Origin of the sequence: Streptomyces sp. NBC_01334 (assembly GCF_035983595.1) — a bacterium.
Classification (GTDB): Bacteria; Actinomycetota; Actinomycetes; order Streptomycetales; family Streptomycetaceae; genus Streptomyces; species Streptomyces coriariae.
The window spans coordinates 7,176,221-7,195,124 of sequence record NZ_CP130718.1 but is presented as its reverse complement, the minus strand read 5'-3'; the positions used below and the strand labels follow the sequence as shown (position 1 = coordinate 7,195,124).

Here is an 18,904-nt window from a genome sequence, read left to right as displayed (position 1 = left end):
TTGTGCCCGCCTCGAGGCGGAGATTTTGCCTCACATCAAGGTCTGTTACTCAATCGACACCCAACCGAACTCCTCACGAGTGATCGGCTTGGATGGCGATCGGGACCGTACACGGTCCGAATGCCGCACTTCAAAGGCGTCTCACCGTGTACTTCCCGTGATCAGGACCCCTGAAAACCCGGATTTTCCGGGCTTTACGACGGCATTCATGATCACGGAGAGTAGATGGCCAGAAATTCGCCCTTGTGATCGATCACACACGGGATAGCCAGGTCGGGATCCAGAAAATTCCGCGCAAAGCGAACATCCCCGCGTGTGTCGGCGACATGATCTCAGACGGGGAAGGTGACCCGCATCACGAGCCCACCCCCCTCGCGCGGCTGGGCCGCGATATGACCGCCGTGCGCCCGGGCCACGGACCGCACGATGGACAGGCCCAACCCGACCCCCTTGTCACTGCCGGTCCGCTCCGTACGCAGGCGACGGAAGGGCTCGAACAGATTGTCGATCTCGTATGCGGGCACGACCGGCCCGGTGTTCGACACGACGAGGACCGCCTGCCCGTGCTGGACCTCGGTGGTCACCTCGACCCAGCCGCCCTCGGACACGTTGTACCGTACGGCGTTCTGCACGAGATTCAGCGCGATCCGCTCCAACAGGACACCGTTCCCCTGGACGACGGCGGGTTTCTGCTCCCCGCGGATCACCACGCCCTTGGCCGCCGCCTCCCCGTGCACCTGGTCGATGGCCTGCTCCGCGACCTCCGCGAGGTCGACCGGCTTGCGCTCGACGATCTGGTTGTCGCTGCGGGCGAGCAGCAGCAGGCCCTCTACGAGCTGCTCGCTGCGCTCGTTGGTGGCCAGCAGCGTCTTGCCGAGCTGTTGCAGTTCCACCGGCGCGTCCGGATCGGACAGGTGCACCTCGAGCAGCGTGCGGTTGATCGCCAGCGGGGTCCTCAGCTCGTGCGAGGCATTGCCCACGAAGCGCTGCTGGGCCGTGAAGGCCCGCTGGAGGCGCTCCAGCATGTCGTCGAAGGTGTCGGCCAGCTCCTTCAGCTCGTCGTCCGGCCCGTCCAGCTCGATACGGCGGGACAGGTCCGAGCCCGCCACCGCGCGAGCGGTGCGGGTGATCCGGCCGAGCGGGGACAGCACCCGGCCGGCCATGGCGTAGCCGAAGGCGAAGGCGATCACCGCGAGGCCCAGGAGGGCCAGCAGGGACCGGCTGAGGAGGTTGTCCAGAGCCGCCTGGCGCTGGTGGTTCATGCACTGGCTGATCGCGTCGTTGAACTCGTCCAACGTCTGGCCGCTTGCGAGCCCGGGACAGTCGGTGCTGGAGACCTTGAGACCCCCGACGCCGACGATCTTGAACAACGGCTGGTTGCCGGTGCGCAGGGCCTGCGCGGCCAGCAGATAGATGATCGACAGCAACAGGATGCCGGCGATCAGGAACATGCCGCCGTACAGCAGCGTGAGCCGTATGCGGATGGTCGGGCGCAGCCACGGGAAGGGGGACTGCGGACTCCTGGGGGCCCAGGTGGGCTTCGGGGGCGCCTGGGGAGGCGCGGGTGTCGATGCCACGGCGGATCAGATCCGGTAGCCGGAACCGGGGACGGTGACGATCACCGGAGGTTCGCCCAGCTTGCGGCGGAGCGTCATGACGGTCACGCGTACGACGTTGGTGAACGGGTCGGTGTTCTCGTCCCAGGCCTTCTCGAGGAGCTGCTCCGCGGAGACCACCGCACCCTCGCTGCGCATCAGCACCTCCAGGACGGCGAACTCCTTGGGTGCGAGCTGGACCTCCTTGCCGTCGCGGAAGACCTCGCGACGGTTGGGGTCGAGCTTGATGCCGGCCCGCTCCAGGACGGGCGGCAACGGCAGGCTGGTGCGCCGGCCGAGGGCACGCACGCGTGCGATCAGCTCGCTGAAGGCGAAGGGCTTGGGGAGATAGTCGTCGGCGCCGATCTCCAGACCCTCGACGCGGTCGCTGACGTCCCCGGAGGCCGTGAGCATCAGCACGCGCGTGGGCATGCCGAGTTCGACGATCTTGCGGCAGACGTCGTCGCCGTGGACGAGGGGGAGGTCCCGGTCGAGGACGACCACGTCGTAGTCGTTGACGCCGATGCGCTCCAGGGCGGCCGCACCGTCGTACACGACGTCGACGGCCATGGCCTCCCGGCGCAGTCCGGTGGCCACCGCATCGGCGAGCAGTTGCTCGTCCTCGACGACGAGTACGCGCACGTCGCTTGTCCTTCCTGTGTCCACCCGCGTAGCGCTCAGTGAGCGCACGCGGGCAGGGGTTTTGGTGAGTGTGGGCTTCCATCCTGCCCTTTTCGGCCATAAGTCGGCGGTAAGGCGGGTGCGCGGAAGATGAAGGCCGGGTGTGAAGCCCGGGAATGCGAGATTTTCTCGTGAGGTTGAGGTTTCCACGGAAGAGAGCGGGGGGAGGACGGCTTTACACCCCGCGATCACGCTCTGCATGTGCCGCAGCACCATGCGGTACTCCGCGGTCCGTTTGCCGCAGAGCGGGCGTGGGTGTCCGGCACCGTCGCCGCCCGGCAGGGCAGCGCTGGGCACCTATGGCAGACGTGATCGCCCCTTCCCAACCGGCACACCCCCGTGCCACCGACCCACGACCCAGGACGAGGGGGCGCAGCATGGACGCATTCACCGCAGGACTTCTGCACCGCATAAGGACGACCGAGTCCGACCTGACGCGGGCTCGCGACGAGGGCGACGACTTCCTCGTCGAGGTGGAACAGGCCGAGCTCGACGACCTGCGCCGCCTCGCCGCCGAGCACGGTGTCGAGGTCGGCGCGACGAGCGTCTGAGCAGTTCGCAGGTACACGGAGGGGCCCCGGCGAATCCAGCGCCGGGGCCCCTTCGCGCGTGCGCGCGCGAGCGCTCAGTCGTGCCAGGCGCCGAACTCCTCCAGGAGTCGCTGGAGGGGCTCGAAGACGCCGGGGGTGGCAGCGACCGTCAGGTCACGTGCGGGGCGCTCTCCGGGCCGTCCACCGGTCAGCGCGCCCGCTTCCCGGGCGATCAGGTCACCCGCGGCGAGGTCCCAGGGGTGCAGCCCGCGTTCGTAGTAGCCGTCGAGGCGGCCTGCGGCCACGTCGCACAGGTCGACCGCGGCCGAGCCACTGCGCCGGATGTCCCGCAGCAGCGGGATCAGCCGCTGCGCCACGTCGGCCTGGTGGGCGCGGACCTCGGTGACGTAGTTGAAGCCGGTGGAGACCAGTGCCTGCTCGAGGGGCGCCGCGGCCCGGCAGGACAGGGCGCGCTCGCCCTCGCGGGCGCCGCTCCCCCACGCCCCGCCGCCGCGCACCGCGTGGTACGTCTCACCGCGCACAGGGATCTCGACGACCCCGACGACGGTCTCGCCGTCCTGCTCGGCGGCGATGGAGACGGCCCAGGTGGGAAGTCCGTAGAGGTAGTTGACCGTGCCGTCGAGGGGGTCGATCACCCAGCGGATGCCGCTGCTGCCCTCGCTGGAGGCGCCCTCCTCGCCGAGGAAGCCGTCGTCGGGTCGGTGTTCGGAGATGAGCCCCGTGATCAGTTTCTCGGCCGCGATGTCCATCTCGGTGACCACGTCGATCGGGCTGGACTTGGTGGCGGCGACCGCGAGGTCGGCCGGGCGGCCGTCCCGCAGCAGCTCGCCGGCCCTGCGGGCGGCCTCCTTGGCGAGCTCGAGCAGTTCGGTGTGCAGGGGGTCGGTCACGCCGTTCCTCACGCGTAGGGGCTGTCGACGCCCGCGGCGGCGGGCTTGGGGGCGCGGGCGGGGCAGCAGCCGACCGGGCACAGGTTGTGGCTCGCGCCGAGCGCCCCCAGGGCGCACGGGGTGACCTCGAGGCCGCTCTCCACCGCGGCACGCTCCAGGACGAGCTCACGGATCGCGGCGGCGAAGCGCGGGTCGGCGCCGACGGTGGCCGAGCGGCGCACCGGCAGACCCAGCTCCTCGGCCTTGGCCCTGGCCTCCGTGTCGAGGTCGTAGAGGACCTCCATGTGGTCGGAGACGAAGCCGATGGGGGCCATCACGACGGCCGGGACGGCGGCCGCGTGCCGCTCCTCCAGGTGGTCGCAGATGTCGGGCTCCAGCCAGGGGATGTGCGGGGCGCCGGAGCGGGACTGGTAGACGAGCTGCCAGGGGTGGTCCACGCCGGTTCGCTCGCGGACGGCGTCGGCGATGAGCCGCGCGGTGTCCAGGTGCTGCTTCACGTACGCGCCGCCGTCGCCGTGGTCCTCGACCGGGCCGGAGGTGTCCGCGGAGGCGTTCGGGATGGAGTGGGTCGAGAAGGCGAGGTGCGCGCCGTCCCTGACGTCCTCGGGGAGATCGGCCAGCGAGCGCAGCACACCCTCGATCATGGGCTCCAGGAAGCCGGGGTGGTTGAAGTAGTGCCGCAGCTTGTCGACCTTCGGCAGCTCGAGCCCCTCGGCCTCCAGCGCGGCCAGTGCGTCGGCGAGGTTCTCGCGGTACTGGCGGCAGCCGGAGTACGAGGCGTAGGCGCTGGTGGCGAGGACGAGGATGCGGCGACGGCCGTCGGTGACCATCTCGCGCAGGGTGTCCGTGAGGTACGGGGCCCAGTTGCGGTTGCCCCAGTAGATCGGCAGGTCCAGGCCGTGGTCGGCGAAGTCCTTGCGCAGGGCGTCCAGCAGGGCGCGGTTCTGGTCGTTGATGGGGCTGACCCCGCCGAACAGGAAGTAGTGCCGGCCCACTTCCTTGAGGCGTTCCTTGGGGATGCCGCGCCCGCGCGTCACGTTCTCCAGGAACGGAACCACGTCGTCCGGGCCTTCCGGGCCGCCGAAGGAGAGCAGGAGCAGGGCGTCGTAGGGGGTGGCATCGAGCGCGTCTCGCATGACTCGATCCTGCCACCCCCCTCTGACAGGCGGGAAACGGCGGGGTGCCGGCCGGGCGCCGCTCGTACTCCGATGCGTTAGGGTTGCCTAACTACGTAAGCTGTATGAGCTGCATTCACGCCTTACCGGATCCGCCGGGCTCACCGCACGCCTTACCGAGTCCCTGCCGAGCCGCCTTCCCTCACGCCGCGCCGAGCCGTCACGCGCGCGTGCCCGGACCCACCGGAGACCCCGTGCCCAGCCCCTACCGCGCTCTGTTCGCCGCCCCCGGCTCCAAGCGTTTCTCCGCCGCGGGGTTCGTCGGCAGGATGCCGCTGTCGATGATGGGCATCGGCGTGGTCACGATGGTCTCCCAGCTCACGGGGCGCTACGGGCTGGCGGGCGCGCTGTCGGCGACCATCGCGCTGGCGGCCGCCGCCTTCGGACCGCAGATCTCGCGACTGGTGGATGTGCACGGTCAGCGCCGGGTGCTGCGCCCCGCGACGCTGGTCGCGCTCGCCGCCGCGACCGGGCTGCTGCTGGCCGCACACTTCGAGTGGCCGGACTGGGTGCTGTTCGTGTGCGCCGCCGGGATCGGTTCCGTGCCGAGCCTCGGCGCGATGATCCGGGCCCGCTGGGCAGCCCTGTACCGGGGCACGCCACAACTGCACACCGCGTACTCCCTCGAGTCCGTGGTGGACGAGGTGTGCTTCATCTTCGGGCCGATCATCTCCATCGGTCTGTCCACGGCCTGGTTCCCGGAGGCGGGACCCCTGCTGGCGGCCTGCTTCCTCGCCGTCGGCGTCTTCTGGCTGACCGCCCAGCGGGCCACCGAGCCCGCGCCGCATCCGCGCGAGCAGCGCGGCGGCGGTTCGGCCCTGCGCTCGCCCGGACTCCAGGTTCTGGTGGCCACCTTCGTGGCGACCGGAACGATCTTCGGAGCCGTCGACGTGGTCACCGTCGCCTTCGCCGACGAGCAGGGCCACAAGGGCGCCGCCAGTGTCGTCCTGGCGCTCTACGCGGCCGGTTCCTGCGTGGCCGGGCTCGTCTTCGGCCTGTTGCACCTCAAGGGGGCACCGGAACGACGCTGGCTGCTGGGCGTGTTCATGATGGGCGTGAGTATGATCCCCCTCCTACTGGTCGGAAACTTGCCGTTTCTGGCCGTGGCGCTGTTCTTTGCGGGTCTGGCCATCGCTCCCACGATGATCACCACGATGTCCCTCATCGAAGAGCACGTACCACGCGCACAACTGACCGAGGGCATGACCTGGATCAGCACCGGGCTCGCGGTCGGCGTCGCGCTCGGCTCCTCCATCGCCGGCTGGGTCATCGACGCGGCGGGCGCACGGGCCGGGTACGGGGTTCCGGCGGTGTCCGGAGCCGTCGCGGTCGCGGTCGGTTTCCTGGGGTACCGCCGGCTGAGCAGGCCGGCGCCGGGTCGGGGAGGCACCGTTGAGCAGGACAGCGAGCGGGAAGAACGGCACGTGGCGTAACTGGGGCGGCAATGTCGCCGCACGCCCCGTGCGGGAGGTCACGCCCGCCTCCGTCGACGAACTGGCCGAGGCCGTGCGCCGGGCCGCCGAGGACGGGCTGAAGGTGAAGGCGGTCGGCACCGGCCACTCCTTCACGTCGATCGCGGCGACCGACGGTGTATTGATCCGACCTCAACTCTTGACCGGCATCCGCAACATTGATCGCGACAACATGACCGTCACGGTCGAGGCCGGCACCCCGCTCAAGAGACTCAACCTGGCGCTCGCGCGCGAGGGCCTGTCGCTCACGAACATGGGCGACATCATGGAGCAGACGGTGTCCGGGGCCACCAGCACCGGCACACACGGCACCGGCCGCGAGTCCGCCTCGATCGCCGCCCAGATCAAGGGCCTCGAGCTCGTCACGGCGGACGGCTCGGTGCTCACCTGCTCGGAGAAGGGGACCGAGGAGGAGCGCGCGCTCTTCGCCGCCGCCCGGATCGGCCTGGGCGCTCTCGGCATCGTCACCGCGATCACCTTCGCCGTGGAGCCGATCTTCCTGCTCACCGCGCGGGAGGAACCGATGCCCTTCGACAAGGTCCTCGCCGACTTCGACGAACTGTGGGCCGAGAACGAGCACTTCGAGTTCTACTGGTTCCCGCACACCGGCAGCACCAACACCAAGCGCAACAACCGCAGCGCGGGCCCCCGCAAGCCGGTGAGCCAGGTCTCGAGCTGGATCGAGGACGAGTTCCTCTCCAACGGCGTCTTCCAGGTGGCCCAGTGGGTGGGCCGAGCGGTGCCCGCCACGATCCCGACGATCGCGCAGGTGTCCAGCAAGGCCCTGTCCGCGCGCACCTACACGGACATCCCCTACAAGGTCTTCACGTCTCCGCGCCGGGTGCGCTTCATGGAGATGGAGTACGCCGTCCCGCGCGAGGCGGTGACCGAGACGCTGCGCGAGCTGAAGGCGATGCTCGACCGCTCGGGCCTGCGGGTCAGCTTCCCCGTCGAGGTGCGCACCGCACCCGCCGACGACATCACCCTGTCCACCGCCTCCGGCCGCGACAGCGCCTACATCGCCGTCCACATGGTCAAGGGCACGCCCTACCAGGGGTACTTCACCGCCGCCGAGCGCATCTTCACCGCCCACGAGGGCCGGCCGCACTGGGGCAAGGTGCACACGCGGGACGCGGAGTACTTCGCCGGCGCCTATCCGCGCTTCGGCGAGTTCACGGCGCTGCGGGATCGGCTGGATCCTGATCGCCTGTTCCAGAACGACTACTTGCGGAGGGTTCTGGGGGCGTAGCGGACTCCGTGGGTGCGGGGGTCGCGGAGTCGTCGGCCCCCGTGCCACCCTCCGGGGCCGTGGTGGTCGGCGCCGTACCGGGCGTCGTACCGCCTCCGGTGTCGTCGCCCGCGTCCTCCCCGCTGTCGCTGTCCGGGGAGGAGGTCCCGCCCGAGGACGGCGTCTCCCCGGTCGAGGGGGAGGAGGGCGAGGGCGAAGAAGGCGACGGCGTGGTGTCCGGGTCCTCGTCGGAGGAGCCGGGCGAGGTACCGGACGAGGAACCGCTGCCCGAGACCGCCTCGGCGACCGTCGTGCCTTGGTCGCCGCTGAAGCTGTCGCCCGACACCAGCTCGTACGTGGTGATCCCGGCCATCGCGACCCCGAAGACGAGCGCGGCCGCCACCACCGGCCGCCTGCGGCGTCCGCTCCGGGCGCGGTGGACGGTGCCCTCGGTGAACTCACCCGGCGCGTGCGGTGTGCGCACCCTCGGCTTCGCCGCCACCTGCGGGTCGCGGACCCGTACGTCGCACATCTGTACGTCACGGATCTGTACGTCGCGAACCTGTGTGTCGCGGAACTGCTCGCCGGTACGCCTGAAGAAGTGCTGGAAGAGCGATCCGCCACAGGTGGCGACGACACTGACCAGACCCGCGCCGAGGATCGTGCCGTAGACCCCGAAGTACGAGGCGAGCTTCGCGGCGACCACCGCGGCCACGGCGCTGCCGGCGACCTGAGGCACGCTCAGGTCGATCCGTTTCCGTTTCACCTCCTCCCCGGCGCTCGACTCACCAACGACTTCGGGCCTTTCACGCATACCGGGAGCTTGCCTGCCTTTCCCGCACTTGATCAATCAACTGCACGAGAAGGGGACGTACGGACGAAACCGATAGTTCCTTTTCGGGAGATTGCGTGAACTACGCCACGCCCAAGATCGGTAAACGCCCGCGACGGACGGTCAAGTCGCACCTCTCCACAGAAGTTGGATGGCGCGCCAATCCACGCACGTGGCCCAAATGGAGTACTGTTGCGAGCCCTGGGCCCGGTCTCCCTCCAGGATGTCCGGAGCCTCGCTGGACCGCTTGAGGGGGGGCTAGTTGCACAGGGTGACGGTGTTGGTCACTTAGCGTGGCGGATAGGTAACCGTGCCATAACGGCGGCGCAGGGCCTGTGCCCGACACGCCGGGCAACTCGGCAAGGTTGTGGCAGGCTGCACCCGGGCAGGCCACACTCGACTAGCGGAAGCAGCGACGCACGTGACGTCGGCAGGCACCACCCGGGAGGTCCCCATGCCCGAACTGCGTGTCGTGGCCGTCTCGAATGACGGCACACGGCTGGTGCTGAAGGCTGCGGACAGCACGGAGTACACGCTTCCGATCGATGAGCGTCTGCGCGCCGCCGTCCGCGGCGACCGTCCCCGCCTCGGCCAGATCGAGATCGAGGTGGAGAGCCATCTCCGCCCCCGTGACATCCAGGCGCGTATACGTGCCGGTGCCACCGCGGAAGAAGTCGCCCAGATGGCCGGCATCCCCGTCGACCGTGTGCGCCGCTTCGAGGGCCCCGTGCTGGCCGAGCGTGCCTTCATGGCCGAGCGGGCCCGGAAGACTCCGGTCCGTCGGCCCGGCGAGAACGCCGGACCCCAACTCGGCGAGGCCGTCCAGGAACGGCTGCTGCTGCGCGGCGCCGACAAGGACACCGTCCAGTGGGACTCGTGGCGTCGCGACGACGGCACCTGGGAAGTCCTCCTGGTCTACCTGGTCGCGGGCGAGCCGCACTCGGCGAGCTGGACGTACGACCCGCCCCGGCGGCTCGTCCAGGCCGTCGACGACGAGGCACGTTCGCTGATCGGCGAGTCCGACGACCTGGCCGCTCCCGAGCCCAGTTTTCCGTTCGTCCCGCGCATCGCACGGCTGCCGCGCGACCGTCCGCTGGACCGCGCGCTCGACCGGCCCGGCCTCCCGGCCCAGCCGTCCGAGCCGACCGAGGAAAGCACCGGCGAACGGGAACGCGACTCGCTGACCAGCCTGCTGGAGGCGGTGCCGAGCTTCCGTGGCGACATGGTCGTCCCGGAACGCCCGGCCGAACCCGCCCCTGAGGAGCCCGACGAGCAGGAGCCCGCCGCCGAGGAACCCCCGGCGCCGGCCGCCTCCGCCGGATCCGCCTACGCGGACGTCCTCATGCCGCGTTCCGTCGGCAGCCACCGCGACCGTCTCGTCGGCGCCACCGACCGTCAGGCCGAGGCGGACGGTGTCCGTCCGGGCCGCCGGGCCGCGGTGCCGAGCTGGGACGAGATCGTGTTCGGCACCCGGCGGAAGAAGCAGGAGTAACCGGCCCTCGGGCAACTCGCCCGAGGCGTCGGCCGGTTCACGGAATCCGGTGGGCACACCAGTACGTACGTGGGGGAGGGCCGCATCTGTTCGGTGCGGCCCTCCCCCACGTGTCCGCGCGGCGGGACTACCGGGGGTCGGGGCCCACGGCGACGGGCCGGGCCGGGTCCGAGGACCACTCCGACCAGGAGCCGACGTACAGGGCCGCCGGAATGCCCGCGACCGCCAGGGCCAGCACCTCGTGGGCCCCGGAGACGCCCGAGCCGCAGTACACGCCGACCTCGGTGCCGTCGGACGCCCCCAGCGCCTTGAAGCGGTCCCTCAGGTCCGCCGCGGACAGGAAGCGGCCGTCCGGGCCCACGTTGTCGTTCGTGGGTGCGGAGACGGCACCCGGAATGTGCCCGCCGACCCGGTCGATCGGCTCGACCTCACCCCGGTACCGCTCCCCCGCGCGGGCGTCGAACAGCACTCCGGAGCCGGCGAGAGCGGCGGCCCCGTCAGCGTCGAGGAGTCCGGTGGCACCCGGCACCGGCTCGAAGTCGCCCTCCACGCGCGCGGGGACGCCGACCGAGAGGTCTCCCTGCCACGACGGCAACCCGCCGTCGAGGACCCGCACGTCCGGGTGACCCGTCCAGCGCAGCAGCCACCACGCGCGGGCCGCCGCCCAGCCCTGCCCGCCGTCGTACACGACCACCGGCCTGCTCGCCGAGACACCCGCCCGGCGCATCGCGGAACCGAACAGCGCGATGTCGGGCAGCGGATGCCGGCCGCGGCCGCCCGGACCGCCCGCGAGCTCCCGGTCCAGGTCGACATAGACCGCGCCGGGCACATGCCCGGCCTCGTACGCGGCGCGCCCGTCGAACGGCGGCTCCCCCGCCGCCTTCGCCACGCTGAGCTGCCAGCGGACGTCGAGGACGACGGGCGGGTTCTCCCCCGCCAGGTCGCCGGCCAGTTCCGATGCGGTGATGATGGCGTTCATGGTCACCATCCTCGCGCACGGGGTGGCCCCATCGCTCATGTCCGGCTACTCTGCTCGGCCGGACAGGCTCGATCACGCGGCGTGCGGGATCGAGCACATGCCGTACAGGCGATCGACATACGGCGACAACCACACGTAATCCAAAGAGAAACCCCCTATCAGGCATCCTCCGAGGGCGGAAGCGACACGGCCACCGCAAGGGGCTGAGGAGAGAGTGACGATGACCGAGGCAGGTGGGTCGGCCGGCCCGATCGGCGCAGCACACGCCCGGTACGCGCCCGGTACACCCTGCTGGGTGAGCCTGATGGCGCACGGGTTGACCGCGACGCAGGAGTTCTACGGCGAGCTGTTCGGCTGGGAGTTCCGGCCCGGCCCGGAGCAGTTGGGGCCCTATGTGCGGGCGGTGCTCGACGGCCACGAGGTGGCCGGGATCGGTCAGCTGCCCCCGGACCGCCACCTCCCGGTCGCCTGGACGCCCTATTTCGCCGCGGCCGACGTGGACACGACTGCCGAAACGGTCCGGCTGTGCGGCGGCACGATCGGCGTCGGCCCGCTGGACGCCCCCGACGCCGGACGGCTGGCCATCGGCTCCGACCCCTCCGGCGCCGTCTTCGGCGTCTGGCAGGCGGCGGGCCACGTCGGCACCGCCATCACCGGCGTGCCCGGCACCCCCGCCTGGAACGAGCTGACGACCTACGAGGCCGCGAGCGTCCGCAAGTTCTACGAGACGGTCTTCGGCTACGAGGAGACCGTGGTGTCCGCCGACTTCGACCACGTGACCCTGCACGTCGCCGGCCACCCGGTCGCCGGCATCCACGGGGTGGGCGCCGCGCTGCCCCGGGACCGGGGACCGCACTGGACGACGTACTTCGAGGTGGCCGACACGGACGCGGCGCTCGGCCTCGTCGTCGATCTCGGCGGGCAGGTCCTCGAGCCGGCCCAGGACAGCGAGCACGGGCGCGTGGCGGGCGTGGCCGACCCCGAGGGGGCCCACTTCTCCCTGATCCAGGGGCCTCGGTGAGGGACGGTCCCCGAAGCCGCCGGCATCTAGACCGGCTGCACCGGCAGCACGTCCGGCGACAGGGCCGCCGCCCGCGCCGACGCCGAGGTCATGCGGCGGCGGTGATGGCGCCTGCACAGGACCTCGTAGCCGACCGTGTCCGCCTGGTCGACGTCACCGACGACGACCTGGGCGCCCTCCACGACCATGACCCCGCCCACCGTGCGGGCGTTGTGCGTGGCGCGGGCGCCGCACCAGCACAGCGCCTCGACCTGGAGGACCTCGACGCGGTCGGCGAGTTCGACCAGCCGCTGGGAGCCGGGGAACAGCTTGGAGCGGAAGTCGGTGGTGATCCCGAAGGCGTAGACGTCGATGTCCAGGTCGTCGACCACACGCGCGAGCTGGTCGATCTGCTCCTCGGCCAGGAACTGTGCCTCGTCCGCGATCACGTAGTCCGCGCGGCCGCCCTGCGAGAGGTGGTCGACGAGGGAGGCGTAAAGGTCCTGACCGTCCTCGACCTCGACCGCGTCGGTGACCAGGCCCAGGCGGGAGGACAGCTTGCCCTCACCCGCGCGGTCGTCCCGCGTGAAGATCATGCCCTGGAGGCCGCGCGAGGAGCGGTTGTGCTCTATCTGGAGAGCCAGCGTCGACTTCCCGCAGTCCATGGTTCCGGAGAAGAAAACCAGCTCGGGCATGGGGAGTTGAGCGCCTTTCGGTGAAGGTGGAGAAGAAACGGTTCTGGGCGTCAGGAGCGTACTTCGAGCAGCGGGACCAGCTGCTCGGCAGGGGTCATCGAGCCGTGGTTGCCGACCATCGCCGACTCCTTGGGCTCCCGTTCGGAGGCGATGATCAGGACGTCGTCCCGGGCGGCCGCGATCACGTCGCCGAGGCGGGCGTACACCCGCTCGTCGACCTGCGGCCCGAACCAGCCCGCGGCGATCGCCTCGTCGCGCGAGGCGATCCAGAACTGCTCGCCGAGCACCTCGCGCCAGCAGGTCAGGACGTCGTTCTCGGCGCCCGGTACGGCGTAGACATGGCGGGCGCGGCCCTCGCCGCCCAGCAGGGCGACCCCGGCGCGCAGCTCCCAGTCCGCGTCGAAGTCGATGCGGTGTTCCTCGTCGAAGGGCACGTCGACCATCCCGTGGTCGGCGGTGACATAGAGCGCGCTGCGCGGCGGGAGCTGCTCGGCGAGGCGCTGGACGAGCCGGTCGACGTACATGAGCTGGCCGCGCCAGGTGTCGGAGGCGACGCCGTAGCGGTGCCCGGCACCGTCCAGTTCCGCGTAGTACGTGTAGACGAGGGAGCGGTCGCCGGCGGCCAGTTGCTCGGCGGCGAAGTCCATGCGCTCCTCGCCGGTCAGCCGCCCGTGAAACGTTCCGCCACTGAGCGCGACCTTGGTCAGCGGGGTGTTCTGGAACGTGGGGGACGACACCTGGGCGGCGTGCACACCCGCCTCGTGGGCGAGCTGGAAGACGGTGGGGTACGGCTGCCAGGCGCCCGGGGCCGTCCACGGCTGCCAGCGGAGCTGGTTCATCAGGGCGCCGGTCGCCGGGTTGCGCACGGTGTAGCCGGGCAGGCCGTGCGCGCCCGGGGGAAGGCCGGTGCCGACGGAGGCGAGGGAGGTCGCGGTGGTCGCCGGGTAGCCGGCGGTGAGCGGACGTCCGGTGCCGCCGCGCGAGCTGCCGAGCAGCGCGTGGAGATAGGGCGCCTCGTCGCGGTGGTCCTTGATCTGCTCCCAGCCGAGGCCGTCGATCAGGAAGACGCAGTTGCGGTCGGCCGGGGTCAGCTCCGGGATCGCCGCGGTCGTGCCGGGTACGCCCATGCCCGCGGCCAGCGTGGGCAGCAGGTCGGCGAGGGAGCCGGAGCCGTACTCGGGGACGGGCGCGGAGCCGACCGCGAGCGGTTCGGGGAAGTCCCAGGGGGCGGAGTCGAAAGGGGTGGGCACGGAGCGCGACATCAGCGGGTTACGTCCGCTGTCGCCTCGGACAGCGACTGCGCGAAGACGAGCGCCTGGCGGACCGTCTCCGGGCCGTCGCCGGCCTCGCTCACACGCAGGCTGAGGTCGTCCGCCGTCGAGCTGCCGGTGTAGCCGTGGTCGGCGTCGCAGTTGGGGTCACCGCACGCGGCCGGCTCCAGGTCGATACGGGAGACGGCGCCCCAGCCGATGGTCAGCACGATCTCGCGCGGCAGGGTGCCCGGCGTGTACGACTCCGGGTTGGCGACCACCCTGCTGAGGACGACGGACGAGATCCGGCCGAGCTTCACGGACTCCGTGGACGTCGTGGCGTACGGCGTCGGGGAGGTGGTGTCGGCGGCCTGCTCGTCGGTGTGGCTGACGATGAAGCGGTTGCCGGTGAGGACCAGCACGGTCACATGCCGGCGCACCTCGTTCTGGTCGAACGTGGTCTCCTGGTGGACCAGGTACGACCGGATCGGCTCGCCGCCCACAGCGGCCTCCACCGCCTCGGCCACGAGGGCCGGGTAGTAGCCGCTGCGCTCGATCGCCGCGCGCAGCCCCTGGGTCGTCGTACTGGTCTTGGCCATGCCCTCCATCCTACGGGGACCCACTGACTGCGAGGCACCGCTCAGGACCGCTTCGGTACGTCGGCGGCGGCCGGGGCGCGCTCCGTCCGTGCTCCGCGGGACGCACCTCCCCGGGGCGGGCCGCCGTCCGGGCGGCGCGTCCTCGCGCGCGTGCCCGAGGACGGGATCCCGGGCGGTCCGCTCAGTACGTCGGCAGCGTCCTCGGTCCGAGGTCGTCGCGCGCCGGCGGGGGTGCGAGGCGGACGGAGGCGCCGAGGACGCTCAGCCCGTGCGGGGCGACGACGACCGGCTCCAGGGTGACCGCGACGACCTCGGGGTGGTCGTCGACCAGCCGGGACACCCGCAGCAGCAGCTCCTCCAGGGCGGCGGTGTCGACGGGCGTCGAGCCACGCCAGCCGAAGAGGAGCGGGGCGGTCCGGATGGACCGGATCAGCGAGGTCGCCTCTCGGTCGGTGACCGGAACCAGCCGGTGCGCCATGTCTCCGAGCAGCTGCGAGGCGGCCCCCGCGAGCCCGAAGGACAGTACGGCTCCGGCCGCGGGGTCGATGACCGCGCGGACGACCGTGTCGACCCCGCGCGGTGCCATCGCCTGGACGACCGGGCGGATCTCCTCCGGCTTGCCGAAGAGCTCGGTCAACTCGGCGTACGACCGGCGCAGTTGCTCCTCGTCGGCCACATCGAGCCGTACGCCGCCCAGGTCGGCGCGGTGGCGCAGGTGCGGGGCGGTGGCCTTGAGGGCGACGGGGTAGCCGAGGGCGGCCGCGGCCCGCGCCGCCTCGTCCGGGGTGGGCGCCGGGATGGCCCGGCGGGTGCGGATGCCGTAGCGGCCGAGCAGCTCGCACGTCTCGTCGGTGCCGAGGGTCAGGCCCTGCCCGCGCGCGAGGAGCCCGCCGATCAGTTCGGCGGCGCCCTTCTCGTCGATGTCCTCGTACTCGGGCACCTTGCCGGCGTCGGCCGCCTCGCGCCGCCAATGGGCGTACTTCACGGCCTCCGCGAGCGCGCGGACCGCGCGTTCGGCGGCGGGGTAGGCGGGGATGAGGTGCGCTCCCTCGGGTGCCGCGACGGCGGTGGGCACCGGCTGCGCGCCGTCGGGGACGTCGGTACGCGCGCGTGGGGCCGCTTCGGCGCGCGGTGCGGTGCTCGTCGCGGCGGACAGCGCCATGGCGAGACCGCCGAGTTCCACGTGCACGACGAGCACCGGTTTGGCGGGAGCTGACGCCGCGGCCGACCGCAGGGCCTCCGCGAGTTCCGCGTCCCCGGGCGACCGCTCGCCGATCGCCGGGATCGCCGTCACGACCACCGCGTCGCACGTCTCGTCGGCAAGCGCCCGGGCCAGCGCCGCGTGGAAGTCCTGGGCCGACGCCTCGGTCGTCAGGTCCAGCGGCGGCAGCGGACGCAGCCCTTCCGAGAGACAGGCGTCGTACGTCAGCAGGCCCAGGGACTCGGAGTTGCCGAGAATCGCCACCCGCGGGCCCGTCGGCAGCGGCTGGCGGGCGAGCAGCAGGCCCGCGTCGACCAGTTCGGTGATGGTCTCCACGCGGATCACGCCGGCCTGCCGCAGCAGCGCCGACACCGTCGCGTGGGGCAGCCGGGTCGCCCGTACGGCGTGCCCCTGCGGGGCGGAACCGGCGCCCTGGACGACGACCAGGGGCTTGGCCGCCGCCGTGCGCCGCGCGAGGCGGGTGAACTTGCGCGGGTTGCCGATGGATTCCAGGTACATGAGGGCGACGTCGGTGTCGGGGTCGTCGTACCAGTACTGGAGGACGTCGTTGCCCGAGACGTCCGCGCGGTTGCCGGAGGAGATGAAGGTCGATACGCCGGTGACGCCGGTGACGCCGCCGCCACGCCGGTGGAGGCGGGACAGCAGGGCGATGCCGATGGCGCCGGACTGGGCGAACAGGCCGATCCGGCCGGGTCTCGGCATCTCCGGGGCCAGCGAGGCGTTCAGCCGCACCTGGGGGGAGGTGTTGATGACTCCGAAGGCGTTGGGGCCGATGATCCGCATGCCGTACGCGCGTGCGTGCCGGACGAGTTCGCGCTGGCGCTCCCGCCCGTCGGGGCCGCTCTCGGCGTAGCCGGCGGAGAGGACCACGAGTCCCTGCACGCCGTGCTCGCCGCACTCGGTGACGGCCTCGGGGACCTGCTCCGCCGGGACGGCGACGACCGCGAGGTCGACGGGCGCCGCTATGTCGCGCACCGAGCGGTGGGCGGGCACCCCGTCCAGTTCCTTCAGGTCCTCGGGGAAGGCCTTGTTCACGGCGTACAGCCGCCCGGTGAAGCCCGCCTCGCGGAGGTTGCCGAGGACGCTCCGGCCGACGCCGCCGGGGCTGCGGCCGGTGCCGACGACGGCCACGGAACCGGGCGCCAGCAGCCGCCCCACGGAGTGCGCCTCGGCCCGCTGTTCCCGCGCGCGCTGCACGGCGACGGAGCGCTCGGTGGGTTCGAGGTCGAACTCCAGGCGTACGACGCCGTCCTCGAAGCTGCGCTTCTGGGTGTAGCCGGCGTCCGTGAACACCTTGATCATCTTGTTGTTGGCGGGAAGCACCTCGGCCGCGAAGCGGCGGATGTCCCGCTCTCGCGCCACGGCCGCGATGTGCTCGAGCAGCGCGGAGGCGACACCCCTGCCCTGGTGGGCGTCCTGGACGAGGAACGCGACCTCGGCCTCGTCGGCCGGGGCCGAGGCGGCCATGCCGTCGGCACCAATGCGGTCATAGCGTACGGTGGCGATGAACTCGCCGCCGATCGTGGCCGCGAGTCCCACCCGGTCCACAAAGTCGTGGTGCGTGAAGCGGTGGACGTCCTTGTCGGACAGGCGCGGGTAGGGCGCGAAGAAGCGGTAGTACTTCGACTCGTCCGAAACCTGCTCGTAGAAGCTGACCAGGCGCTCGGCGTCATCGACGGTGATGGGGCGGATGCGCGCGGTGCCGCCGTCGCGCAGCACCACGTCGGCCTCCCAGTGGGCGGGGTACTCGTGCCGGTCCGACGCGCTCTGCATGGGGCCCAGAGTACGGCTCGCGTACGACAACGGCGCGAGGCAGTCTGTGGAGGACGCTCGTCGGATCGAGGCCGCGATCCGACGACCATGTCGGGAGGGGACACACGACCCCTCCCCTCACACGCTTCACGTGTGGAACACTGGTCTAGACAACCTGAACACTGAAGGGCAGCATCACATGGCTGAGCGCCGCGTCAACGTCGGCTGGGCCGAGGGCCTTCACGCCCGCCCCGCTTCCATCTTCGTCCGGGCCGCCACGGCCGCAGGTATCCCGGTGACGATCGCCAAGGCCGACGGCAACCCCGTCAACGCGGCCTCCATGCTGGCCGTTCTCGGCTTGGGCGCCCAGGGCGGCGAGGAGATCGTCCTCGCCTCCGAGGCCGACGGCGCGGACGTCGCCCTCGACCGTCTGGCGAAGCTGGTCGCCGAGGGCCTCGAGGAGCTCCCCGAGACCGTCTGAGCGCGCGGTCCCCTCTGCGCCTGAGCCGCCGCCGCTCTCGCGGATGTGGTTGCGCGTCGTCGGGGTCTCTCAATTGACGGTGGCGGTGTTCGTCGCTTCAAAGGTGTCGACCCGCCAACCCCGAAGGGCTCGCCCGAATTATCGGGCGAGCCCTTCGTATTTCCCTTTACGGGCAGCAGAAATAATCCCCCGCGAATTATCCCCTCTTTGTATACGGCCCTCGTGTTAATGCCGCAGACCCGTCATGTTTACGGGAGGTTGCGAAGTCCTCACACGGTCGGCGCGCTCGGGTCCGCCGGAAAAGCGCAGCCGGTGCGCGGCCGTCGCGCGCTCGGTGTGCAGCGCCGTGATCGCCCGCGCGCGCTCGCCGTCGCCGCGCGCCACCGCGTCCACGATCGCGCCGTGCTCCGCCCAGGACTCCACGGGGTTGGCCGGGGCCTCCACCGCGTACATCCAGGCGATCTTGTGGCGCAGCTGGGTGAGCATCGACGTCAGGGCGTGGCTTCCGGAGGACTGGGCGAGCGTCTCGTGGAACCAGCCCCCCAGCGAGCGCAGATCCTCGCTGTTGCCCCGCCTGGCCCGCTCCTGGCCCAGCCGGACGAGGCCGCGCAGCACCTTCAGATGGGCCTCGGTGCGCCGCTGGGCGGCCCGGGAGGCGCCGAGCGGCTCCAGGAGCATGCGCATCTCCAGCAGGTCGGCGGCCTCCTGCTCGGTCGGCTCCGCGACGCACGCGCCCGCGTGCCGCCGTGTGACGACGAAGCCCTCGGCCTCCAGCGTGCGCAGCGCCTCTCGGACGGGAACGCGGGAAACGCCGTAGCGGCGGGCGAGGAGTTCCTCGGTGAGGCGGCTGCCGCGCTCGTAGACACCCGCGACGATGTCGTCCCGAATGGCCGTGCACACCGAGTGCGCCGGAATACGCATGACGGACCTCCGCCTTAATCCCCGTGAAACGTCGACGATTGACGTGTGTTCCGTGACTCTATTGCAATGGGCGGGGATTTCCGATGGCG

Annotated in this window: 17 protein-coding genes; 6 read left to right on the top strand and 11 right to left on the bottom strand. The window is 71.4% G+C overall.

The genetic code is table 11. The features are described from left to right. Positions 1-332: 332 nt before the first annotated feature. Positions 333-1,577 (bottom strand): sensor histidine kinase, encoded by a 1,245-nt coding sequence (locus OG736_RS32355; protein WP_327185500.1) that lies wholly within the window; start codon positions 1,575-1,577, stop codon positions 333-335. A gap of 6 nt (positions 1,578-1,583) precedes the next feature. Then, entirely contained in the window at positions 1,584-2,237 is a 654-nt protein-coding gene (locus tag OG736_RS32350) for a response regulator transcription factor (RefSeq protein ID WP_020125132.1), read from the bottom strand. Positions 2,238-2,653: 416 nt separating this feature from the next. Between OG736_RS32350 and OG736_RS32345 the strand changes: the two genes are divergently transcribed. Continuing rightward, positions 2,654-2,827: a hypothetical protein gene (locus tag OG736_RS32345; RefSeq protein ID WP_171399964.1), complete on the top strand. Its 174-nt coding sequence runs from the start codon at positions 2,654-2,656 to the stop codon at positions 2,825-2,827. Between the two features lie 74 nt (positions 2,828-2,901). On the opposite strand, the gene OG736_RS32340 is transcribed toward OG736_RS32345, so the two are convergent. Further along, entirely contained in the window at positions 2,902-3,717 is an 816-nt protein-coding gene (locus OG736_RS32340) for an inositol monophosphatase family protein (protein ID WP_327185499.1), read from the bottom strand. 8 nt (positions 3,718-3,725) lie between these two features. Further along, positions 3,726-4,853, bottom strand: coding sequence for a ferrochelatase (locus OG736_RS32335; RefSeq protein ID WP_327185498.1), 1,128 nt, complete (start codon positions 4,851-4,853; stop codon positions 3,726-3,728). A 233-nt stretch (positions 4,854-5,086) separates the two neighbouring features. Here OG736_RS32335 and OG736_RS32330 point away from each other — a divergent pair, with 233 nt between their 5' ends. Together OG736_RS32330 and OG736_RS32325 are read left to right on the top strand one after the other, a co-directional pair. Continuing rightward, on the top strand, positions 5,087-6,325 hold the full coding sequence (locus tag OG736_RS32330) for an MFS transporter (protein ID WP_327185497.1): 1,239 nt from the start codon (positions 5,087-5,089) through the stop codon (positions 6,323-6,325). After that, a complete protein-coding gene (locus tag OG736_RS32325; protein ID WP_327185496.1) occupies positions 6,285-7,613 on the top strand; it encodes a D-arabinono-1,4-lactone oxidase in 1,329 nt (442 codons plus the stop codon). The genes OG736_RS32330 and OG736_RS32325 overlap by 41 nt, the downstream gene beginning before the upstream one ends. Here the strand turns inward: OG736_RS32325 and OG736_RS32320 are convergent. Further along, positions 7,537-8,358 carry a hypothetical protein gene (locus OG736_RS32320; RefSeq protein ID WP_442817100.1) on the bottom strand — a complete coding sequence of 274 codons (822 nt, stop codon included), beginning with the start codon at positions 8,356-8,358 and terminating at the stop codon, positions 7,537-7,539. The genes OG736_RS32325 and OG736_RS32320 overlap by 77 nt on opposite strands. 520 nt (positions 8,359-8,878) lie before the next feature. Between OG736_RS32320 and sepH the strand changes: the two genes are divergently transcribed. Then, the gene (gene sepH / locus OG736_RS32315) at positions 8,879-9,916 is read left to right on the top strand and encodes a septation protein SepH (protein ID WP_327185494.1); all 1,038 of its coding nucleotides are present in this window, start codon (positions 8,879-8,881) and stop codon (positions 9,914-9,916) included. A gap of 127 nt (positions 9,917-10,043) precedes the next feature. Here sepH and OG736_RS32310 read toward each other — a convergent pair whose 3' ends face one another. After that, a complete protein-coding gene (locus OG736_RS32310; RefSeq protein ID WP_327185493.1) occupies positions 10,044-10,895 on the bottom strand; it encodes a sulfurtransferase in 852 nt (283 codons plus the stop codon). A 220-nt stretch (positions 10,896-11,115) separates the two neighbouring features. Between OG736_RS32310 and OG736_RS32305 the strand changes: the two genes are divergently transcribed. Next, positions 11,116-11,916, top strand: coding sequence for a VOC family protein (locus tag OG736_RS32305; RefSeq protein WP_327185492.1), 801 nt, complete (start codon positions 11,116-11,118; stop codon positions 11,914-11,916). A gap of 26 nt (positions 11,917-11,942) precedes the next feature. Here OG736_RS32305 and OG736_RS32300 read toward each other — a convergent pair whose 3' ends face one another. The 4 genes from OG736_RS32300 to OG736_RS32285 all read right to left on the bottom strand — a co-directional run bounded on the left by OG736_RS32300 (position 11,943) and on the right by OG736_RS32285 (position 17,434). After that, a complete protein-coding gene (locus OG736_RS32300) occupies positions 11,943-12,590 on the bottom strand; it encodes a thymidine kinase (protein ID WP_020125121.1) in 648 nt (215 codons plus the stop codon). Positions 12,591-12,640: 50 nt separating this feature from the next. After that, on the bottom strand, positions 12,641-13,852 hold the full coding sequence (locus OG736_RS32295; RefSeq protein WP_327185491.1) for an alkaline phosphatase family protein: 1,212 nt from the start codon (positions 13,850-13,852) through the stop codon (positions 12,641-12,643). Continuing rightward, positions 13,852-14,448 carry a DUF5998 family protein gene (locus tag OG736_RS32290; protein WP_054243638.1) on the bottom strand — a complete coding sequence of 199 codons (597 nt, stop codon included), beginning with the start codon at positions 14,446-14,448 and terminating at the stop codon, positions 13,852-13,854. Before OG736_RS32290 ends, OG736_RS32295 begins: the two co-directional genes overlap by 1 nt. 172 nt (positions 14,449-14,620) lie before the next feature. After that, positions 14,621-17,434, bottom strand: a complete 2,814-nt coding sequence (locus OG736_RS32285; protein WP_327185490.1) for a bifunctional acetate--CoA ligase family protein/GNAT family N-acetyltransferase — start codon at positions 17,432-17,434, stop codon at positions 14,621-14,623. 178 nt (positions 17,435-17,612) lie between these two features. On the opposite strand from OG736_RS32285, the gene OG736_RS32280 reads away from it, so the two are divergent. Then, positions 17,613-17,894, top strand: coding sequence for an HPr family phosphocarrier protein (locus tag OG736_RS32280; protein WP_054243640.1), 282 nt, complete (start codon positions 17,613-17,615; stop codon positions 17,892-17,894). A gap of 225 nt (positions 17,895-18,119) precedes the next feature. Here the strand turns inward: OG736_RS32280 and OG736_RS32275 are convergent, their stop codons facing one another. Next, positions 18,120-18,815 carry a GntR family transcriptional regulator gene (locus tag OG736_RS32275; protein WP_327185489.1) on the bottom strand — a complete coding sequence of 232 codons (696 nt, stop codon included), beginning with the start codon at positions 18,813-18,815 and terminating at the stop codon, positions 18,120-18,122. Between the last annotated feature and the right edge of the window lie 89 nt (positions 18,816-18,904).